Below are 18,074 nucleotides of genomic sequence, written 5' to 3'. Positions count from 1 at the left end.
TGTTTCCCTCGGCGGATCGGACCTGTCGATGGAAACCGCGCAGGTCTGCGGCTTTCCCGAAAATCGCAATGGCTCGATGCGGGCTTGCAGCCCACATGGCCGCCTTCGCGGACCGTTCGCGCCTGGAATTCACCTGCCGACGGCGTGATACTCCAGCCCGGCGGCCTCGGCCGCGCCGCGATCGTAGATATTGCGCAGATCGACCAGCACGGGCTTTGCCAGCAGCGCCTTCATCCGCCGGAAATCGAGCGCGCGGTAGGCGTCCCATTCCGTCACGATAACGGCAGCAACCGCGCCCTCGATGGCTTCCCACGGTCCGGCGACGAACTGCACACCGTCCAGCACCGCCCGCGCCTGCTCGACGCCTTCCGGATCGCACGCCGCCACTTCGGCTCCGGCATCCTGCAAGGCCCGGATGATCGCAATCGACGGCGAATCGCGCATGTCGTCGGTGTTGGGCTTGAAGGTGAGGCCCAGGATCGCGATGCGCTTGCCCCGCACATCGCCCCCGGCGGCCTGGATCACCTTGCGCCCCATCGCCCGCTTGCGATGATCGTTGACCGCGACAACCGCCTCAACGATGCGTTGCGGGGCTTCGAAATCCTGCGCGGTCTTGAGCAGGGCGATGGTGTCCTTGGGGAAGCAGCTTCCGCCATACCCCGGCCCGGCATTCAGGAACTTGTTGCCGATCCGGTTGTCCAGCCCGATCCCGCGCGCCACATCGCGCACGTCCGCGCCCACCTTTTCACAGAGATCGGCGATCTCGTTGATGAAGGTGATCTTGGTGGCGAGGAAGGCGTTGCCCGCGTACTTGGTCAGTTCCGCGCCACGGCGGCTCATCTCCACCATGGGCGACTTGCCGCCCAGGAACAGCGGGCGATAGACTTCGCGCATGACCTGCATGCCACGTTCGTCACTGCCCCCGATCACGATACGGTCGGGGTGCTTGAAATCGTCGATCGCCGCGCCTTCGCGCAGGAATTCGGGGTTCGACACCACGGCGAATTCCGCGTTCGGGTTGGTCCTGGCGATGATCCGTTCGACATCGTCGCCCGTCCCCACCGGCACCGTCGACTTGTTGACGATGACCGTGAAACCCTGAAGCACTTCCGCTATCTCGGCCGCGGCGGCGTGGACGTAGGAAAGATCCGCATATCCATCGCCGCGCCGCGAAGGGGTGCCGACCGCGATGAAGATGGCATCGGCGCTGGCCGCGGCTTCGGCCAGGTCTGTGGTGAAGGAAAGCCGCCCGGCCTGCACGTTCCGCGCGACCAGTTCTTCAAGACCCGGTTCGAAGATCGGAATCTTGCCGGCCTTGAGCGCGTCGATCTTCGCCTCGTCCTTATCGACGCAGATCACGTCATGCCCGAAGTCGGAAAAGCATGCCCCGGAGACGAGACCCACGTACCCCGATCCGATCATTGTAATCTGCATGGTCGAAAAACACCGTTTCGAACACCGGTAAGGTACCGGCAAAGGGCCGGTACAGTGCATCGCGCGGATGCCCCGTTACCGGCTCTGGCCCGTTATCCGGCTTCGGAACGTCTTTCAAGCGCGGGAGGGTTACAGCGCCGTCACAAACGCCTTGACTTGTCCATGATCCGGCGTTGCAACGCTGCCGTTTTCCGCGGCCGTTTGCTATGCCGTGCAGCTGTTCCCCGTTCCAGGCTTTCAGACCGCTTGCCATGCGCCCCGTTTACACCCTCCGCCGCGCGGCCCTTGAGGAAATGATCCGCGCCGCGAACGAAGCCGCGCCCGAGGAAGCCTGCGGCCTGCTGTTCGGCGCGGAACGCCATATCCAAAGCGCGATGGCGACCGCCAACCGCGCCAAAGATCCCTTGCGGCACTTCGAGATCGATCCCGCCAGCCTGATCGCCGCGCATCGGGCTGCCCGTGCCGGGGGGCCGGCCATCGTCGGCTATTTTCACTCCCACCCCAACGGGCTGGACAGCCCGTCCGCAGCCGACCAGGCCAGCGCCGCGGGTGACGGGCGGGTCTGGGCCATCGTGGCGCGCGGGCGCATCACCTTGTGGAAGGATGCGCCATCCGGTTTCGAACCGCTTTCCTATGACACGGTAGAAGGTTAAGGCGGAGGCAACGATGCCGTACCGATACGCCGAGAGGACCGCGCAAGCGCCGCTTTACGGGCCAACCCGCTCCCGGGCGGATCACGCGCGCGGGACCGTATCAACTTCGTCAACGTCACCAGCCCCGAACACTCCATTCCCGAAAGCAAGCGCCGGATCATGACCACCGAAGCACTCGAACTCGCCAGCCTGCTCTGCTCCCGGCTGTGCCACGACATGCTCAGCCCGGTGGGGGCTCTCTCCAACGGGCTGGAACTGCTGGCCGATGAAAAAGACCCGGAGATGCGCAAGCGCTGCTTCGAACTGCTGGAACAGAGCGCGAAGATCTCCACCGACAAGCTGCGCTTCTTCCGGCTGGCCTTCGGCGCGGCCGGCGGGTTCGGCGATTCGGTGCCGCTTTCCGAACCCAAGGCGCTGGTCGATGCGCTGGTCGGCAACAACGGCCGCGTGACGGTGAACTGGGTGCTGGGCGGGGACAGCCTGCCCAAGCCGGCGGTGAAGGTGCTGCTGAACCTCTCGCTGATCGCGCTCGATTCGCTGGTGCGCGGCGGCACGCTCGATATCGGCGCGGAGCCGCGCGACGGCACGAGCGAGATCGTGGTGCGCGCCTCGGGCCAGCGCATCGCGTTCGATCCCGCGATAGGCCGCGCGCTGGATGGCAGCGCCGGGGCGGAAGAGCTTTCCAGCCGTACCGCCCCTGCCACCATGCTCCACCAGCTTGTCGCCAGCATGGGCGGCGGCTTGCAGTACCACCTCTCCGACGACGCCCTGGTGATGGGCGCGGTGGTGCCCGCAGCATAGAGGCGCCCGGCATGGCGATGAACCGGTGGCTGATCCATCGCGAGGTTCCCTCGCCCAACTGGAACGAGCGCAAGCTGCCGGTATCGATGGTGGTGCTCCACTACACCGGGATGCGCACCGCCGCCGAAGCGCTGGAACGCATGTGCGATCCCGCTGCCGAGGTTTCCGCGCACTACATGGTCGACGAGGACGGCACCGTCACGCTGCTGGTGCCCGAGGATAAGCGCGCTTGGCACGCCGGGCGTTCCTATTGGCGCGGAATCACCGACATCAATTCGGCCAGCATCGGCATCGAACTGGTCAATCCCGGGCACGAATGGGGGTATCGCCCCTTCCCCGACGCGCAGATGGAAGCGCTGATCCCGCTGCTGGCGGACGTCGTGAAGCGCCACAACATTCCCCGCGCCAACGTGGTAGGCCATTCGGACATCGCCCCGGCGCGCAAGGACGATCCCGGCGAACTGTTCGACTGGCCGCTGCTCGCCCGCTACCGCCTGGCGCTGCCGATCCCCAAGCCAACGATGCGGCTGCTGTACGACAACGACAGCGCGTTCTTTCTCGCGCTCGAACGCTTCGGCTACGACATTTCCGACGGCCGCGCCGCCGTGCGCGCCTTCCAGCGTCGCTGGCGCCCGCACAAGATCACTGGCGAGATCGACGGACAAATCGGTGGCCTTCTGTTCGAGCTGCTGTTGGAACGCGACCTCGGCCATGCTAGGTGATCCCTCGCCAGGGGGCCGGGCAGCCGCGTCATCGCAAGATGCCGAGGAAAGTCCGGGCTCCACGAAACAGGGTGGCGGGTAACGCCCGCCGGCCTTCGCGCAAGCGGGGGTCAGGGAAAGTGCCACAGAGAGCAGACCGCCTATGCGTCGCAAGGCGCAGGCAAGGGTGAAAGGGTGCGGCAAGAGCGCACCGCGCGACCGGCAACGGAAGCGGCACGGCAAACCCCACCCGGAGCAAGACCGAATAGGGACGGCGCGCCGGGCAACCGGCAGGCGTGTTTCGCGCCAAGGTCTTCGGACCTGCAATGTCCGGGTTGGTTGCTGGAGCGGCACGGCAACGTGTCGCCGAGAGGAATGGCTGCCCCCGCCGATACGGTGCCGAATGGCATACCGTCGGCGGGACAGAACCCGGCTTACAGGCCCCCTGGCAAATTATCGTAACCGCAAAGCGTTTTCCTAGCGGCCCGGTTCGGGCTAGGAGGCGGTCATGTCGGCCGGCCATCATCACCACCACGATCACCATGGGCATGACCACGGGCAGGGTTCCGGCCACGCGCACGGGCATCACCACGCCCCCGCCAGCTTCGGCCGCGCCTTCGCGATCGGCATCGTGCTCAACCTGGGCTTCGTCGTGGTCGAGGCGGCCTATGGCATCATCGCCGGATCGATGGCGCTGGTGGCCGATGCCGGGCACAACCTTTCCGACGTGCTGGGCCTGGTGATCGCCTGGGGCGCGAGCGTGCTCACCGCGCGGCCGCCCTCCGCCCGATTCACCTATGGCTTCAAGTCCAGCTCGATCCTGGCAGCCCTCGCCAATGCCTCGCTGCTGCTGGTGGCGCTGGGGGCGATCGTCGTCGAAACGATCCGGCGGCTGATCGAGCCGGAACCGGTGGCCGGCGGCCCGGTGATGATCGTCGCCGCGATCGGCATCGTCATCAACGCCGCCACCGCGCTGATGTTCATGCGCGGCAGCAAGCACGACATCAACATTCGCGGCGCGTACCTGCACATGGCCGCCGACGCGGCGGTTTCGGCGGGCGTCGTCGTGGCCGGCTTCTTCATTACGATGACCGGATTTGCCTGGATCGACCCCGTCACCAGCCTCGTCATCGTGGCGGTGATCGCCATTGGCACCTGGGACCTGCTGCGTGATTCGGTAAAGATGGGCCTGCACGGCGTGCCCGCCAGCATCGACGAAGGCGCGGTGCGCACGTTTCTGTGTGGGCAGCCGGGCGTCACCGCCGTCCACGACCTGCACATCTGGCCGATGAGTACCACCGAAACCGCGCTGACCGCCCATCTCGTCATGCCACAAGGCCACCCCGGCGACGGCTTCCTGCGCGAACTGGCGCACGAGCTGGAGCACGATTTCCAGATCTGCCACACCACCGTCCAGATCGAAGCCGAGCCCATGCTGGATTGCGCACATGGATGCCAAGGCGGCGGCGACTGAACGCGAAAGAGGCGCTTGATGGAAAAAAGGCGGGCCTCCCGAAGGAAACCCGCCTCTTCAGAAGTTCAGCGAACGGGAAGCGTAGCCGTCAGGCCGCTTCCTCCTTGCCCTTGAGCACCTGCACCGGCTCCTTGCGGCCATCGACGACATCCTTGTCGACGACCACTTCGGTCACGCCTTCCAGCGTGGGCAGGTCGAACATCGTATCGAGCAGCAGCCCTTCGACGATCGACCGCAGGCCGCGCGCACCGGTCTTGCGCTCGATAGCCTTCTTGGCGATCGCTTCCAGCGCGTCGTCGGTGAAGGTAAGCTGCACGTCTTCCAGCTCGAACAGGCGCTGGTACTGCTTGACCAGCGCGTTCTTGGGCTCGCGCAGGATCTTCACCAGCGCCTCGATATCGAGGTCGTTGAGCGTGGCGATCACCGGCAAACGGCCGACGAATTCGGGGATCAGACCGAACTTGAGCAGGTCTTCCGGCTCCGCCTTCTGGAGCAGTTCGCCCACCTTGCGCTTGTCCGGATCGGCAACGTGCGCGCCAAACCCGATCGAACGCTTCTGCAGGCGATCGGCGATGATCTTTTCCAGGCCGGCAAAGGCGCCGCCGCAGATGAACAGGATGTTGGTCGTGTCCACCTGCAGGAATTCCTGCTGCGGATGCTTGCGCCCGCCCTGCGGGGGGACGGAGGCGGTGGTGCCTTCCATCAGCTTGAGCAGCGCCTGCTGCACGCCCTCGCCCGATACGTCGCGCGTGATGGAGGGGTTTTCCGCCTTGCGGCTGATCTTGTCGATCTCGTCGATATAGACGATGCCGTGCTGCGCCTTCTCCACGTTGTAGTCCGACGCCTGCAGCAGCTTGAGGATGATGTTCTCGACATCCTCGCCCACATAGCCCGCTTCGGTCAGCGTGGTGGCGTCGGCCATGGTGAAGGGCACGTCGAACGTCTTGGCCAGCGTCTGCGCCAGCAGCGTCTTGCCCGAACCGGTGGGCCCGACGAGCAGGATGTTCGACTTCGAGAGCTCGACCTCGCTGCCCTTGCCGCTGTGCTTGAGGCGCTTGTAGTGATTGTGGACGGCCACCGAGAGCACGCGCTTGGCACGGTCCTGGCCGATCACGTAGTCGTTCAGCGTCTCGAAGATGTCACGCGGCGTGGGTATGCCGCCATCCTTCTTCCCGGCGATCCCGGCCTTGGTCTCTTCACGGATGATGTCGTTGCACAGCTCGACGCATTCATCGCAGATGAACACGGTCGGCCCCGCGATGAGCTTGCGCACCTCGTGCTGGCTCTTGCCGCAGAAGCTGCAGTACAGGGTGCTCTTGGTATCCGATCCGGAAAGCTTCGTCATTCTATCATCCCAGGCGCCTTCCCACGGAAGGCCGGCCCGATCATCCTACTACCCCAAGGGCATTAATCAACCGGACACGTTCAAAGCGAAAATCGGGTTACCGCACGGTGCCTTTCGCCAAGGTTAAGCGCCGTGCGGCCCCTGTCAGTTCTTCCTCATCAGGCGGCCGGCGCGCCGCCCGAACCTTCCTCCACACCGGTCTGGTCGGTGGCCGGACGCGATTCGAAAACCTTGTCGACAAGGCCGAATTTCTGCGCTTCGTCGGCTTCGAGGAAGGTATCGCGATCCATCGCCCGCTCGATCTCCTCCAGCGTGCGGCCGGTGTACTTGACGTAGAGATTGTTCATCCGTTCACGGATGCGCAGGATCTCGCGCGCCTGAATCTCGATGTCGGACGCCATGCCCTGCGCGCCGCCGGAGGGCTGGTGAATCATGATTCGCGCGTTGGGCAGCGCGATGCGCATGCCCGGCTCGCCCGCCGCCAGCAGGAAGCTGCCCATCGAGCAGGCCTGGCCGATGCACACCGTGGACACGCGCGGGCGGATGTACTGCATGGTGTCATGGATCGCCATGCCCGCCGTGACGACCCCGCCCGGCGAGTTGATGTACATCGAGATGTCCTTCGACGGGTTTTCCGATTCGAGGAACAGCAGCTGCGCGGTGATCAGCGCCGCCATGTGGTCTTCCACCTGGCCCGTCACGAAGATGATGCGTTCGCGCAGCAGACGGCTGAAAATGTCGAAGCTGCGTTCGCCGCGGCTGGTCTGTTCGACGACGACGGGAACGAGCGCGCCGGTGACAGGATCGGTGGTGAACTTGCCTTGAGCGCCATAGGCGCCGCTGTTGTGGCCGAACAGGTCGAGCATGAATCCCTCTTATGGTTGCCGCGTCTATGTCGCGTGCCACGGGAAGATGTTCAAGGGCGTTAACCCGTCCATGCCGGAAATACCGTCCCCATCGGCGGATGAAACGCGAAAATATCCCGCGCGATCTTGACGGAACCGTGGCGAAACCGCCGTCCATGCCGTCAAACTGTCACCGCTTCGACGCGCAGCGGTCACGAAGGCATCCTACGATCGAGGATCGGAGGACACCATGGGTTCGCACACGCAACTTCGCAGACTTTCGGTCCGGCTGGCGCGCGACCACGGCGATCTGGTGGCCGTGCAGAAACTGCGCTGGCAGGTCTTCGCCGCAGAGATGGGCGCGAACATTCCCGTCAGCGGCGAATCCTGCATCGACAGCGATCCCTATGACTCGCTGTGCGATCACCTGCTCGTGGTCGACGAGGACGGGTGCGCCGAAGATGGCGGGAGGGGCCCGCTGGTGGTCGGGACCTATCGCCTGCTGCGCGAAAGCGTGGCGCGCAAGGCCAGCGGCTTCTATTCGGAAGGCGAGTTCGACCTGTCCCGGCTGGCCGGTGCGCGTAGCGGGGGCGGCGAACTGCTCGAACTGGGCCGTTCATGCGTGCTGCCCGCCTATCGCACCAGCGCGACCATCTCGCTGCTCTGGCGCGGCATCGCGGACTATCTCGCGCTCCATGACATCGGGCTGATGTTCGGCTGCGCCTCGTTCCCCGGCATCGACCCGGACGCGCACGCGGCGGCGCTGTCCTACCTCCACCACGTCTGCCTTGCGCCAGACTACCAGCGGCCTGCGGTGCTTCCCGGCAAGGGCATCGCGCTCGAACGGCTGCCGCGCGGCAGCTATGACGAGCGGCGCGCGCTGGTGCAATTGCCGCCGCTGATCAAGGGCTACCTGCGCGCCGGTGCCCGCTTCGGTGACGGAGCGTTCGTGGACCGTGAATTCAACACGATCGACGTCTGCGTGGTGATGCCGGTGGAGCTGATCTCGGAACGCTACGCCGCCCGTTTCAGCGTGGCAGCCTGATCTTCCGTCGGGGCGGCGCCACCGCCCAGCAGGTCGGCAAGGCGCAGCGCGATTCGGGCCTGCGCTTCACGGACGACCTGCTTGCGATCGCCCCCGCCTAGCAGTTTGCCGAAATCGACATCGATGGTCGCGCCCCCGGCAGCGGCCAGCGCCAGCGCGTGCGGCAGCAGGGCGTCGTCCCCGACCCAGGCGACCAACGCCCGCTGGCGCGGATCGCGGCAGGCCAGCGTGACCGGGCAGATCATGCCACGATCCGCCGTGGCATCCGGAACCATGCTGGCATGGAACGGCATCACGCCTTCGCCCGTACTGGTCGTACCCTCGGCAAAGAGAATCAGCGAGCGCCCCGACGCCAGCCGCACGACAAGCTCCCCCCGCGCCTCGACCACGCCCGCCCGGCGATGGCGGTCGACGAACACGCTGCCGTGCCGTTGCGCCAGAACGCCCAGCAGGGGCCAGCCGGCAACATCGGCCTTGGCCACGAAACCCACGTCCGCCACGCGCGCCAGTACCGCGATATCGACCCACGACAGGTGATTCGCCAACGCCAGCGTGCCCGGCGCCAGACGACGATCGCCATGGCACCGGACACGAATGCCGAAGCCTCGCAGCAGAATGTCCCACGCCGCGTTCTCGATCGCCCGGCGCGACGTGCGCCACCGCCCCGCCAGCCGCCAGGGCACCGACAGCATCAACACGAGAACGAGCGAACCGAGCGCGCGGCCGCAGCGATAGCCCGCGCGCAATTTCCGCCAGCCTTCGGCCATCGACGATCACTCCCGCGCGTATGTCCGCATCGTGGCGAGGCATGCGACACGGGCATGACAGGATCGCGACAAACAAAAAGGGCGCGCCCGGTGGCACGCCCTTCCTGTTTGTCAGTCAGCCCCGGAAGGGGGCGACAGCGCCAAAGATCAGGCCTCTTCGGCCTTCTTCTTGGCGGGAGCCTTCTTCTTGGGAGCCGGCTTTTCGGCAGCGGCTTCCTCGGCCGGCGCTTCGGCGGGAGCGGCCGCCTTCTTCTTCGGCGCGGCCTTCTTCGCGGCGGGCTTGGCTTCCTCGGCCGGGGCTTCGGCGGCGGGCGCTTCTGCCTTCTTCTTGGCCGGAGCCTTCTTCTTCGCGGCGGGCTTCGCTTCGGCCGCCGGCGTCACGCCTTCCTCGGCTTCGATCGCGGCCTGCAGTTCGTCACGCGTCACTTCGCGCTCGGCCACTTCGGCCTTGTCGAACAGGAAGTCGACGACCTTGTCCTCATAGAGCGGCGCGCGCAGCTGGGCGGCGGCAAGCGGTTCCGAACGGACGTATTCGATGAAGCGCTGGCGATCTTCCTCGCGGTACTGCTGGGCCGCCTGGCGGATCAGCATTTCCATTTCCTGCGCGGAAACCTGCACGCCGTTGGCCTGGCCGATTTCGGAGAGGAGCAGGCCCAGGCGGACGCGGCGTTCGGCGATCTTGCGGTAGTCTTCCTTCTCCGCCTCGATCTCCTTCAGCGCTTCCTCGGGGTTTTCCTCGTGGCTCGCTTCGTGGGTCAGCTGCTGCCAGATCTGTTCGAATTCGGCTTCGACCATCGACGGCGGCACGGCGAAATCGTGGCCGGCGGCCAGCTGATCGAGCAGCGCGCGCTTCATCTGGGTGCGGGTAAGACCGGCGGTTTCCTGCTCGAGCTGGCCCTTGAGGAGGCCGCGCAGCTGCTCCAGGCTTTCGAGGCCGAGCATCTTGGCAAACTCGTCATCGGCCACGAACTCGCCGCCGTGCTTCACCGCCTTCACCGTGATGTCGAAGGTGGCTTCCTTGCCCTTCAGGTTCTCGGCCGGATAGTCTTCCGGGAACGTTACGGTGATGACCTTCTCGTCACCCACCTTCACGCCCGTAAGCTGTTCCTCGAAGCCGGGGATGAAGCGGCCCGAACCGATTTCCAGCGCCTGGTCCTCGGCGGTGCCGCCCTCGAAGGCGACGCCATCGACCTTGCCGAGGAAATCGATGATCAGCTGATCGCCTTCCTTGGCCTTGGCGTTCTTGGGCGCGTCGGTGAACTTCTTCTGCCCGGCGGCGATGCGGTTGACGGCTTCGTCTACCTGATCCTCGCCCACGGGAACCACCAGCTTTTCAAGCTTCAGCCCTTCGAGCGACGGCGCGGCGATATCCGGCAGGACTTCGAGCGCGACGGTCAGTTCGGCATCCTGCCCTTCGGCATAGCCATCGCCCAGCGCAACCGAGGGCTGCACGGCGGGGCGCAGCTTGTGATCGGCGACGAGCTTGTCGAGCGCGGCGCGGATGGTGGTGTTGAGCGCTTCCTGGTGAAGCGCCGGGCCGTGAATCTTGCGCACGAGGTTCGCGGGCACCTTGCCGGGGCGGAAGCCGGGCATCCGCACCTGCGGCGTGATCTTCTTCACTTCCCCTTCAACGCGCGACGCGATGTCGGCGGCCGGGATGGTCACGGTGTAGGCGCGCTTCAGGCCCTCGTTGGTGGTCTCGACGATCTGCATCCTGATCCAACTTTCTGTACGTCATTGACGCACCGCGCGGCGCGTCGTCCTCGGGTCGGAGCATGGCGCAGCGGCTGGTGCGGGCGAAGGGACTCGAACCCCCACATCTTGCGATACTGGAACCTAAATCCAGCGCGTCTACCAGTTCCGCCACGCCCGCATCCGGCGAAAAGCAGGCGGTGCCCCTATCGCAGCGGCGGGAAAAGGGCAAGCGCCTTGGGCCTCAACGGGCCCTGATCGGGCAATGCGGTACGCGGGAAGCCTTTCGATCAGGGTGCAAGGCGCGCCAGCAAGGCCAGCCACCCCCGTCCCGGAAGGGGTGCGGGGCGCGCTGCGGACCGATCGTCTACCGCGCATTCCAGGCAATAGGCCTGCGCGCCGCGACCCGAGAGCAAGCGCGCGGCATCGGCCATCAGCCGGTCGGCCAGCGCGTGCTGGCGCAGCGCGACGAAGCCGGCAAGATCACCCGACGGCGCCGCCGCGGCGTCCCCGTCGTCGCTCACCATCTGTTCCAGCAGGCTGCGCACCGTACCGTCGCCCGATCCCAAAAAAACCGGATGCCACTTGTCGACCTTGGCCGCCTTGGCGGTCCACGCCAGCGCATCGTCCAGCCCGCCGAACTGGTCGACAAGCCCGTTCTGCCGAGCGGTGCCGCCGTCCCAGATGCGGCCCTGGCCGATCGCGTCGACCTGTTCGGGCGTCTTGTGGCGTGATGCGCCAACAAGGCCGATGAAGCGGCGGTAGTTGTTTTCGATCTGCCCTTGCAGCAACCCCTGGAACGCCGGTGTCAGCCCGCCCAGCAGGTCGGGCTGACCGGCCAGCGGCGTCGTGCGCAGGCCGTCGGCATGGACGCCATACTGCGCGATGGTGTCCTCGACGGTCGGGATCACCGCGAAAATGCCGATCGAGCCGGTAATGGTATCCGGTTCGGCGAAGATGCGCTGGCCGGGCGTGGAGACCCAGTATCCGCCGCTCGCCGCCAGATTCGCCATGGAAACGGCCACGGGCAGCCCCTTGGCCTTGATCCGTTCGATCGCCGCGCGAATGCGTTCCGACGCCAGCACCGATCCGCCGGGCGAATCGACGCGCACCACCAGTCCGGCGTAGTCATCGCTGGCCGCCGCCTTGTCGAGCAGCGCGGCAATGCGGTCACCGCCGGCGGTTCCCGGGCCGGCATCGCCATCGACGATCTCGCCCGCGATGGTGACCACGGCGATCGCCTTGCCTTCGCGCGGTTCCGGCCTATCGGCGAGATAGGTCGCCATGTCGGTCGAGCGGAACGCGCCCAGCCCGGCCGCAGGATCGGCGCCCGCCAGTTCGGCCACGCGCTTGCCGAAGGCGATGCGATCGCCCAGCTTGTCGACCAACCCGGCCTTGAGCGCGGCCTGCGCCGCATCGTTGTTGCTTTCGGCCAGCCACTTCACCGGATCGCCAGTCACCAGCGCCAGATTTGCCTTGGGCCGGGCCTTCTTCACTTCGGCTTGCCAACTGTCCCACAGCGCGGTGTACACCGCGTTTAGCGCTTCCTTCGCTTCGGGCGAGGCATCGTCACGGATGTAGGGTTCCACCGCGCTCTTGTACGTGCCGACCTTGAAGACGTGCGCCTTCACCTTCAGCCGGTCGAGCAGCGCCTTGTAATAAAGGTTGGTGCCGCCGGGGCCGGTCACGATCGCGCCGCCGATCGGATCGACCCAGACCTCGCTGGCATGGGCCGCCAGTTGCACGCCATCGTCCTGGTACATCACCGCGCGGACCAGCACCGGCTTTTTCGCCGCCCGGGCCTTGTCCATCGCCGCGCCGATATGGCTGAGATGGACCTGTCGCCCGCCCGCGAACTTTTCAAGGTCGAGCACGATTACCTTGATCCGCGAATCGGTGGCCGCCTGCTCGATCGCGCGCGCGATGTCGCGTTCGCGGTATTCCCGGCGCGGCTTTTCGCCGCTGGTGAGCAGGCTTAACGGATCGATATGGCTGCGCTCCTCCACCACCGGGCCATCGAGCACGAGATAGAGCGCGCCTTCATGCACCATGCCGGGCGCCGGACGCAGCGTGAGCACCGCATAGAGCGCCCAGAAGAACAGCAGGAGGAACAGGAGGACGAGAGCGTCCTTGACGGCGACGAGGAGCTTCCAGGCCGAGCGAGCGAACTTCATGGGGGATATCTACGGCCGGAACGCGAAGAGTTCCAGCCGCAAGGCTTGAGATGCCTACATCGCGGGTCTAGGGCGTGGTCTTCGATGCACCCATCGACCCCCACCTCCCCCGCCGCACCGCCATCGGCCCGCTATCCCGCGGGCGGCCTTGCCTTTCCCCATCGCGATCTGACCGGGATCGGCCCGCTTGCCCGGCACGAGATCCTGTTCCTGCTGGACGAAGCGGAACAGTGGGTGGAGCTGAACCGGCAATCGCAGAAGCGCGCCGAAGTTCTTTCCGGCCTGACCATCATCAACGCCTTCTTCGAGAATTCCACCCGCACGCTGCTGTCGTTCGAGATCGCGGGCAAACGGCTGGGGGCAGACGTCGTCAACATGCACGCCGCCACGTCCAGCGTGAAGAAGGGCGAAACGCTGATCGACACGGCGATGACGCTGAACGCGATGCGCGCGGACGCCATCGTCATCCGTCACGCCAGTTCCGGCGCGGTGCGGCTGATCGCCGAAAAGGTCGATTGCCCGGTGCTCAACGCGGGCGACGGCCAGCACGAGCATCCCACGCAGGCGCTGCTCGACGCGCTGACCATCCGCCATGCGCTGAAGCTCGCCCCCGGCAGCGACCTGAACGGCCTGCGCGTGACGATCTGCGGGGACATCCTGCACAGCCGCGTCGCCCGCTCCAACATCCTGGCCCTGACCGCGCTGGGCTGCGATGTCAGCGTCTGCGCGCCGCCCGCGCTGATGCCCGCCGAGATCGAGGCGATGGGCGTGACGCCGTTCCACGATTTCGACGCGGCGCTGAAAGGCGCGCAAGTGGTGATGATGCTCCGGCTTCAGCAGGAACGGATGAGCGGCCAGTTCATCCCCTCCCCCCGCGAATACCGGCATCTGTACGGGCTGACGCTCGACCGGCTCGCCAAGGCGGAAGCCGATGCCTTCGTCATGCATCCCGGCCCCATGAACCGGGGCGTGGAGATCGACAGCCAGGTGGCCGACCATCCCACCCGCAGCCTCATCACCCGGCAGGTGGAACGGGGCGTCGCCATCCGCATGGCCTGTCTGGACGTGCTGACACGGCGCGCGAGAGGCGTGCCCGGCTGGGCCGAAGAACAGGGAGTCCTCGCATGACCCCGCGCCCGCTGACCATCACCGGCGGCCGGCTGGTGCTGCCCGAAGGCGAACCCGTTGCCGGCGCGCTGCGCTGCGAGAACGGGCGGATCGTGGCGATCGGGAATGTTTCGCCGGCGGAAGGCGATGACGTGATCGACGCGCGCGGCGCGCTGATCGCGCCCGGCCTCGTCGATCTGGGCGTCTTCGCCATCGACAAGCCGGCGTTCCACTTCGGCGGCATCACCCGCGCCGCGCTGATGCCCGATCAGGGGCCGCCGCTGGACCATCCGGCGCGCGTCCGCTTCGCCGCGCAATCGGGCAAGCCCGATTTCTGGGTCCACCCGCTCGCCGCCGCCACACGCGGGCTGGAAGGCTCGGAACTCGCCGAACTGGCCCTGATGCGCGAGGCCGGCGCACGCGCGGTCGCGACCGGGCGGAACTGGATCGCCGATTCGGGCGTGATGCTTCGGCTGCTGCGCTATTGCGCGATGCTCGGGCTGGTCGTCATCACCCATGCCGAGGATGCCGGCGTCACCGGCGCGGCCGTGGCCACCGCCGGCGAGATGGCGACCCGGCTGGGCCTGCCATCCGCCCCGGCCGAGGCCGAAGCGCTCGCGGTGGCGCGCGACATCACGCTGGCCGAGCTATCCGGGTGCCACGTCCACTTCCGGCAGGTGACGACCGCGCGCGCGCTCGATCTGGTGCGCAAGGCCAAGGCGCGCGGGGTGCCGGTCAGCGCGGGCGTGACCCCGGCGCATTTCATGCTCTCCGATCTGGAACTCGCCGATTTCCGGACGTTCTGCCGCCTTTCGCCGCCGCTGCGCAGCGATGCCGATCGCAAGGCGGTGATCGCCGCGATCGCCGACGGCACGATCGACGTGATCGCATCGGGCCATGATCCGCGCGGCCCCGAGGACAAGCGCCTGCCCTTTGCCGATGCCGAACCGGGCATGGCCGGGGCGGAAACGCTGTTGCCGCTGACGCTGACGCTGGTGCGCGATGGCCATATCGATCTGGCCCGCGCGTTCGATCTGCTGGCGGGCGCCCCCGCGCGCCTGCTGGGCGTGGATGCGGGGCGGCTGGAAGCGGGCTGGGAAGCCGATATCGCGTTGGTCGATCCAGTCCGTCCCTGGATCGTCGATTCGGACAAGATGGCAGCCAGCGCCGGCAACACGCCGTTCGACCGACGGCCCGTGGAAGGCCGGGTCAACGCCCTGTTCAAGGGCGGCAAGCTGATCGCCTGAACGCGGGCGGGCCGAAGCCCGTCAGCGCAACCGCGCGAGACGGGTATCGGTGGTGCGGCCCGGCTGCGGCGGAGTCACGCGCGGCGCTGCCATGACCAGGCACGCGCCGCCGCGCGCCTTGACCGAGCGGCACAGCGTGGCGGCCGAAGCCTGTCCAACGAAGCCCGCCGCCTGCACGCGCCAGAAGCGACGGCCGTTCACGGTTACCTGGGTGGTCACGTTACGATAGCTGGCGAGAGCCGGATTGCGCGACGTAAAGTGGCGCCAGGCCCGGCGCGCGCCATCGGCGGTGGAGAACGCACCAAGCTGCACCAGATGCGTGCCCGGTGCGACCGTGGGTCGCACCGCCGGCTTTGCCGCGGACATCGCCACTGGCTTTGCCACCGGGCGCGCGGAAGGACGCGCCGCCGCTGCGGCGATCCGGTAGGGGCGTGCCTGCGGCTGGATCACCGCGACCGGCGCGGTTTTCGCTGCGGGCGCGTCGATCATCGCCAGTTGCGCGGGGCGCGGCTGCGTCGAAGCATCGGCCACGCGTGGCGCGGGCGCGGGATCGAGCGCCGGCAGTTCCTCCACGGCAGCCTTGGCCAGCGCGGGAGCTGCGCCAGCGTCTCCTGCCTTGGGCGTTTCCGCCTTCGCGGCAGCGGCAGCGGCCAATTGCGCCGTTTCCGGGAAGTTGGCCAACGCCAGCGCCGTCGGCTGGCCGGCATCTTCACGCACCGGTGCCCCGATCAGCGACGCCACACGGCGGCGCACGTCCTCGGGATTGCCGATGGCCGCCCATTGCTGGATGCGCGCATCAAGCTGGTCGGCCGGCACGTCGAACGAAGCCATCACCCGGGCTTCCTTCCACTCGCCATGAAGCGCCAGCGCGAACGCCAGGTTCTGGCGTATCTTGGGATTGGTCCCGCTGGTACGCAGCGCGTTGCCCATCAGTTCGATGCCTTCGCCGGTGCGGCCGGCCAGCGCCAGCGCCAGCCCATAGTCCTCGACCGGAATGGCATCGCGATAGCTGTTCAACGTATCGACCGCCTCGTTGCTGCGGCCCATGCCGATTTCCGCCAGCGCAAGGCTCAACGCGGCCTTGCCGCTGTCCTCGCCCAGTTCCATCGCCTCGTCATAGGCCTGCCGCGCGGATTCGAAGCGGCCCGCGCGCAAGTAGCTGTTCCCCAGCAACAGGCGATAGGCACCGTTGCGCGGATCGGACAGCACCGCCTTTTCCGCCAGCGCGACCGCCTTGTCGGCATGGCCGCTGCCCAGTTCCGCACGGGCATTCGCCGCAATCTTGTCGGCATGCGGCCCTCCGGCCGCGCAACCCGCAAGCAGGCCCGCCGCCAGCGCGGTGGCTAACCCCATGCGCAGCCGCCGGCGAAGCGGGGCAGCGCACGGTGCGGTAAAATCGATCGAGGGCTGCATGATCGGAAAATCCCCTGGCAAACGGATCAAGGCCGCTTGGCGCGGCAGGCCAGGTCTTCAAGACCGGGCACGGTTTCGAGAAAGCGGTCGAGCGCGTCGGTCACGACCTGCTGCGCGCTGCGGTTCTCCAGCGTACTGGCAAGCCGCAGGCGGAAATGGCGATCGGCGTCGAGACGCAGCGTGAAAGCGGCTTTCCGGCCCGAAGCGAGGGCAACGCCGTGGCGACGCGCCGGCTGCGGCGCAACTTCAGGTTCGGACGGTGCCGATACCGGCTCTGTGGCCGAAACTTCTTCCACAACCGGAGCTTCCTCGGCCACGGCCTGCGCGAGCGTCTTCATCTGGCGCACCACTTCGGGCACGGCAGGCGCGGCGTCGGCATGATCGGGCACTGGCGCACCATGGGACGAGCCATGCGACGGTGCCTCGCCCATGTCGTTCCAGCCCAGATCGTCGAGAGGAGCATGGCCGCCTCCCAGCCCGACACGGTGCTGTTCGTCATAGGAAATCGGCGCAAGCTGCGGGCGCATCGCGGGACGCGCGCCGCCTTTGCGGGCAAGAAGGCTTGGCGTCAGCGAAGCGAAAGCACGAGGTTCGGTCATCGGGCTCCTCCCTTCACGAACCGCTGACGCGGCGGCCGAAGCCCCCGGCAGCGCGTGGTGCAGCGCCAATGACCGGCGCCGGCTGGGCGGGCACCGCGAAGACCGTCCGGCGGAAATTGCGTTCCAGCCGTTCGGAAATATAGGTCCACAGCGCGGTGACTTCCTGCGCCGAACGTCCCTTGGGATCGACTTCCATCACCGTGCGCCCATCGATCATCGAGGCCGCGAAATCGGTGCGGTGGTGCAGCGTTACGGGGGCTACGGTGCCGTGCTGCGACAGCGCGATCGCCGCTTCGGAGGTGATGCGTGCCTTGGGCGTCGCGCCGTTCACCACGAAGATCAGCGGCTTTCCGGCGCGCTCGCACAGATCGACCGTGGCGCCAACGGCGCGCAGGTCATGCGGGCTGGGGCGCGTGGGCACGACGATCAGTTCCGCCACGGAGATAACCGACTGGATCGCCATCGTGATCGCCGGTGGTGTATCGATTACGGCCAGCTTGAAGCCCTGCTGGCGCAGAACGGCAAGATCGGCGGCCAGACGGGCCACGGTAGTCTGGGCGAAGGCCGGGTATTCCGCCTCGCGCTCATTCCACCAATCAGCCAGCGATCCCTGCGGATCGATGTCGATGAGAACGACCGGGCCGGCGCCGGCGCGCTGCGCCTGCACGGCAAGATGACCGGACAGGGTGGTCTTTCCCGATCCGCCCTTCTGCGATGCCAAAGCCAATACGCGCAATGGGTATCCCCCTCTTATACCGAAACGGTCCTGAACGGGAG

General features: G+C 66.9%; 16 protein-coding genes, 1 tRNA gene and 1 other RNA gene. 8 read left to right on the top strand and 10 right to left on the bottom strand.

The genetic code is table 11. The features are described 5' to 3' along the window. Positions 1-129 precede the first annotated feature (129 nt). The gene (locus NMD1_RS12240; protein WP_125954957.1) at positions 130-1,434 is read right to left on the bottom strand and encodes a UDP-glucose/GDP-mannose dehydrogenase family protein; all 1,305 of its coding nucleotides are present in this window, start codon (positions 1,432-1,434) and stop codon (positions 130-132) included. A 251-nt stretch (positions 1,435-1,685) separates the two neighbouring features. Between NMD1_RS12240 and NMD1_RS12235 the strand changes: the two genes are divergently transcribed. From NMD1_RS12235 to NMD1_RS12215, 5 genes are all read left to right on the top strand, one after another. Then, on the top strand, positions 1,686-2,087 hold the full coding sequence (locus NMD1_RS12235) for a Mov34/MPN/PAD-1 family protein (protein ID WP_125954956.1): 402 nt from the start codon (positions 1,686-1,688) through the stop codon (positions 2,085-2,087). A 159-nt stretch (positions 2,088-2,246) separates the two neighbouring features. Then, the gene (locus NMD1_RS12230; RefSeq protein WP_125954955.1) at positions 2,247-2,888 is read left to right on the top strand and encodes a histidine phosphotransferase family protein; all 642 of its coding nucleotides are present in this window, start codon (positions 2,247-2,249) and stop codon (positions 2,886-2,888) included. 17 nt (positions 2,889-2,905) lie between these two features. Beyond that, positions 2,906-3,610, top strand: a complete 705-nt coding sequence (locus NMD1_RS12225) for an N-acetylmuramoyl-L-alanine amidase (RefSeq protein ID WP_125955099.1) — start codon at positions 2,906-2,908, stop codon at positions 3,608-3,610. A 7-nt stretch (positions 3,611-3,617) separates the two neighbouring features. Then, positions 3,618-4,042: RNase P RNA component class A (gene rnpB / locus NMD1_RS12220), an RNA gene on the top strand. 55 nt (positions 4,043-4,097) lie between these two features. Further along, complete coding sequence (locus NMD1_RS12215) at positions 4,098-5,063, top strand: cation diffusion facilitator family transporter (RefSeq protein ID WP_125954954.1); 966 nt, start codon at positions 4,098-4,100, stop codon at positions 5,061-5,063. An 88-nt stretch (positions 5,064-5,151) separates the two neighbouring features. Here NMD1_RS12215 and clpX read toward each other — a convergent pair whose 3' ends face one another. Beyond that, positions 5,152-6,408: an ATP-dependent Clp protease ATP-binding subunit ClpX gene (clpX, locus tag NMD1_RS12210; protein WP_124809217.1), complete on the bottom strand. Its 1,257-nt coding sequence runs from the start codon at positions 6,406-6,408 to the stop codon at positions 5,152-5,154. A 158-nt stretch (positions 6,409-6,566) separates the two neighbouring features. Next, positions 6,567-7,274, bottom strand: coding sequence for an ATP-dependent Clp endopeptidase proteolytic subunit ClpP (clpP, locus tag NMD1_RS12205; RefSeq protein ID WP_124809218.1), 708 nt, complete (start codon positions 7,272-7,274; stop codon positions 6,567-6,569). 229 nt (positions 7,275-7,503) lie between these two features. On the opposite strand from clpP, the gene NMD1_RS12200 reads away from it, so the two are divergent. Continuing rightward, the gene (locus tag NMD1_RS12200) at positions 7,504-8,298 is read left to right on the top strand and encodes a GNAT family N-acetyltransferase (RefSeq protein ID WP_125954953.1); all 795 of its coding nucleotides are present in this window, start codon (positions 7,504-7,506) and stop codon (positions 8,296-8,298) included. Here NMD1_RS12200 and NMD1_RS12195 read toward each other — a convergent pair. The 4 genes from NMD1_RS12195 to sppA all read right to left on the bottom strand — a co-directional run bounded on the left by NMD1_RS12195 (position 8,268) and on the right by sppA (position 12,931). Next, on the bottom strand, positions 8,268-9,065 hold the full coding sequence (locus NMD1_RS12195; RefSeq protein WP_125954952.1) for a lysophospholipid acyltransferase family protein: 798 nt from the start codon (positions 9,063-9,065) through the stop codon (positions 8,268-8,270). The genes NMD1_RS12200 and NMD1_RS12195 overlap by 31 nt on opposite strands. Before the next feature lie 147 nt (positions 9,066-9,212). Next, positions 9,213-10,778 carry a trigger factor gene (gene tig, locus NMD1_RS12190; RefSeq protein WP_125954951.1) on the bottom strand — a complete coding sequence of 522 codons (1,566 nt, stop codon included), beginning with the start codon at positions 10,776-10,778 and terminating at the stop codon, positions 9,213-9,215. Between the two features lie 75 nt (positions 10,779-10,853). Further along, positions 10,854-10,938: transfer RNA gene (locus tag NMD1_RS12185), tRNA-Leu, on the bottom strand. A 109-nt stretch (positions 10,939-11,047) separates the two neighbouring features. Then, positions 11,048-12,931, bottom strand: a complete 1,884-nt coding sequence (sppA, locus tag NMD1_RS12180) for a signal peptide peptidase SppA (protein ID WP_125954950.1) — start codon at positions 12,929-12,931, stop codon at positions 11,048-11,050. 84 nt (positions 12,932-13,015) lie between these two features. On the opposite strand from sppA, the gene NMD1_RS12175 reads away from it, so the two are divergent. Together NMD1_RS12175 and NMD1_RS12170 are read left to right on the top strand one after the other, a co-directional pair. After that, complete coding sequence (locus NMD1_RS12175) at positions 13,016-14,059, top strand: aspartate carbamoyltransferase catalytic subunit (RefSeq protein ID WP_125954949.1); 1,044 nt, start codon at positions 13,016-13,018, stop codon at positions 14,057-14,059. Continuing rightward, positions 14,056-15,285 carry a dihydroorotase family protein gene (locus NMD1_RS12170; protein ID WP_125954948.1) on the top strand — a complete coding sequence of 410 codons (1,230 nt, stop codon included), beginning with the start codon at positions 14,056-14,058 and terminating at the stop codon, positions 15,283-15,285. Before NMD1_RS12175 ends, NMD1_RS12170 begins: the two co-directional genes overlap by 4 nt. 21 nt (positions 15,286-15,306) lie before the next feature. Here NMD1_RS12170 and NMD1_RS12165 read toward each other — a convergent pair whose 3' ends face one another. The 3 genes from NMD1_RS12165 to NMD1_RS12155 all read right to left on the bottom strand — a co-directional run bounded on the left by NMD1_RS12165 (position 15,307) and on the right by NMD1_RS12155 (position 18,033). Then, the gene (locus NMD1_RS12165) at positions 15,307-16,638 is read right to left on the bottom strand and encodes an SPOR domain-containing protein (RefSeq protein ID WP_158453950.1); all 1,332 of its coding nucleotides are present in this window, start codon (positions 16,636-16,638) and stop codon (positions 15,307-15,309) included. 86 nt (positions 16,639-16,724) lie between these two features. Then, positions 16,725-17,297: a hypothetical protein gene (locus NMD1_RS12160; RefSeq protein WP_125954946.1), complete on the bottom strand. Its 573-nt coding sequence runs from the start codon at positions 17,295-17,297 to the stop codon at positions 16,725-16,727. 13 nt (positions 17,298-17,310) lie between these two features. Beyond that, complete coding sequence (locus tag NMD1_RS12155) at positions 17,311-18,033, bottom strand: ParA family protein (RefSeq protein ID WP_124809227.1); 723 nt, start codon at positions 18,031-18,033, stop codon at positions 17,311-17,313. Positions 18,034-18,074: the final 41 nt, after the last annotated feature.

This window comes from Novosphingobium sp. MD-1 (genome assembly GCF_001014975.1).
GTDB lineage: Bacteria > Pseudomonadota > Alphaproteobacteria > Sphingomonadales > Sphingomonadaceae > Novosphingobium.
The sequence above is the reverse complement of the archived record's forward strand: the minus strand, read 5'-3'. Positions and strand labels throughout refer to the sequence as shown.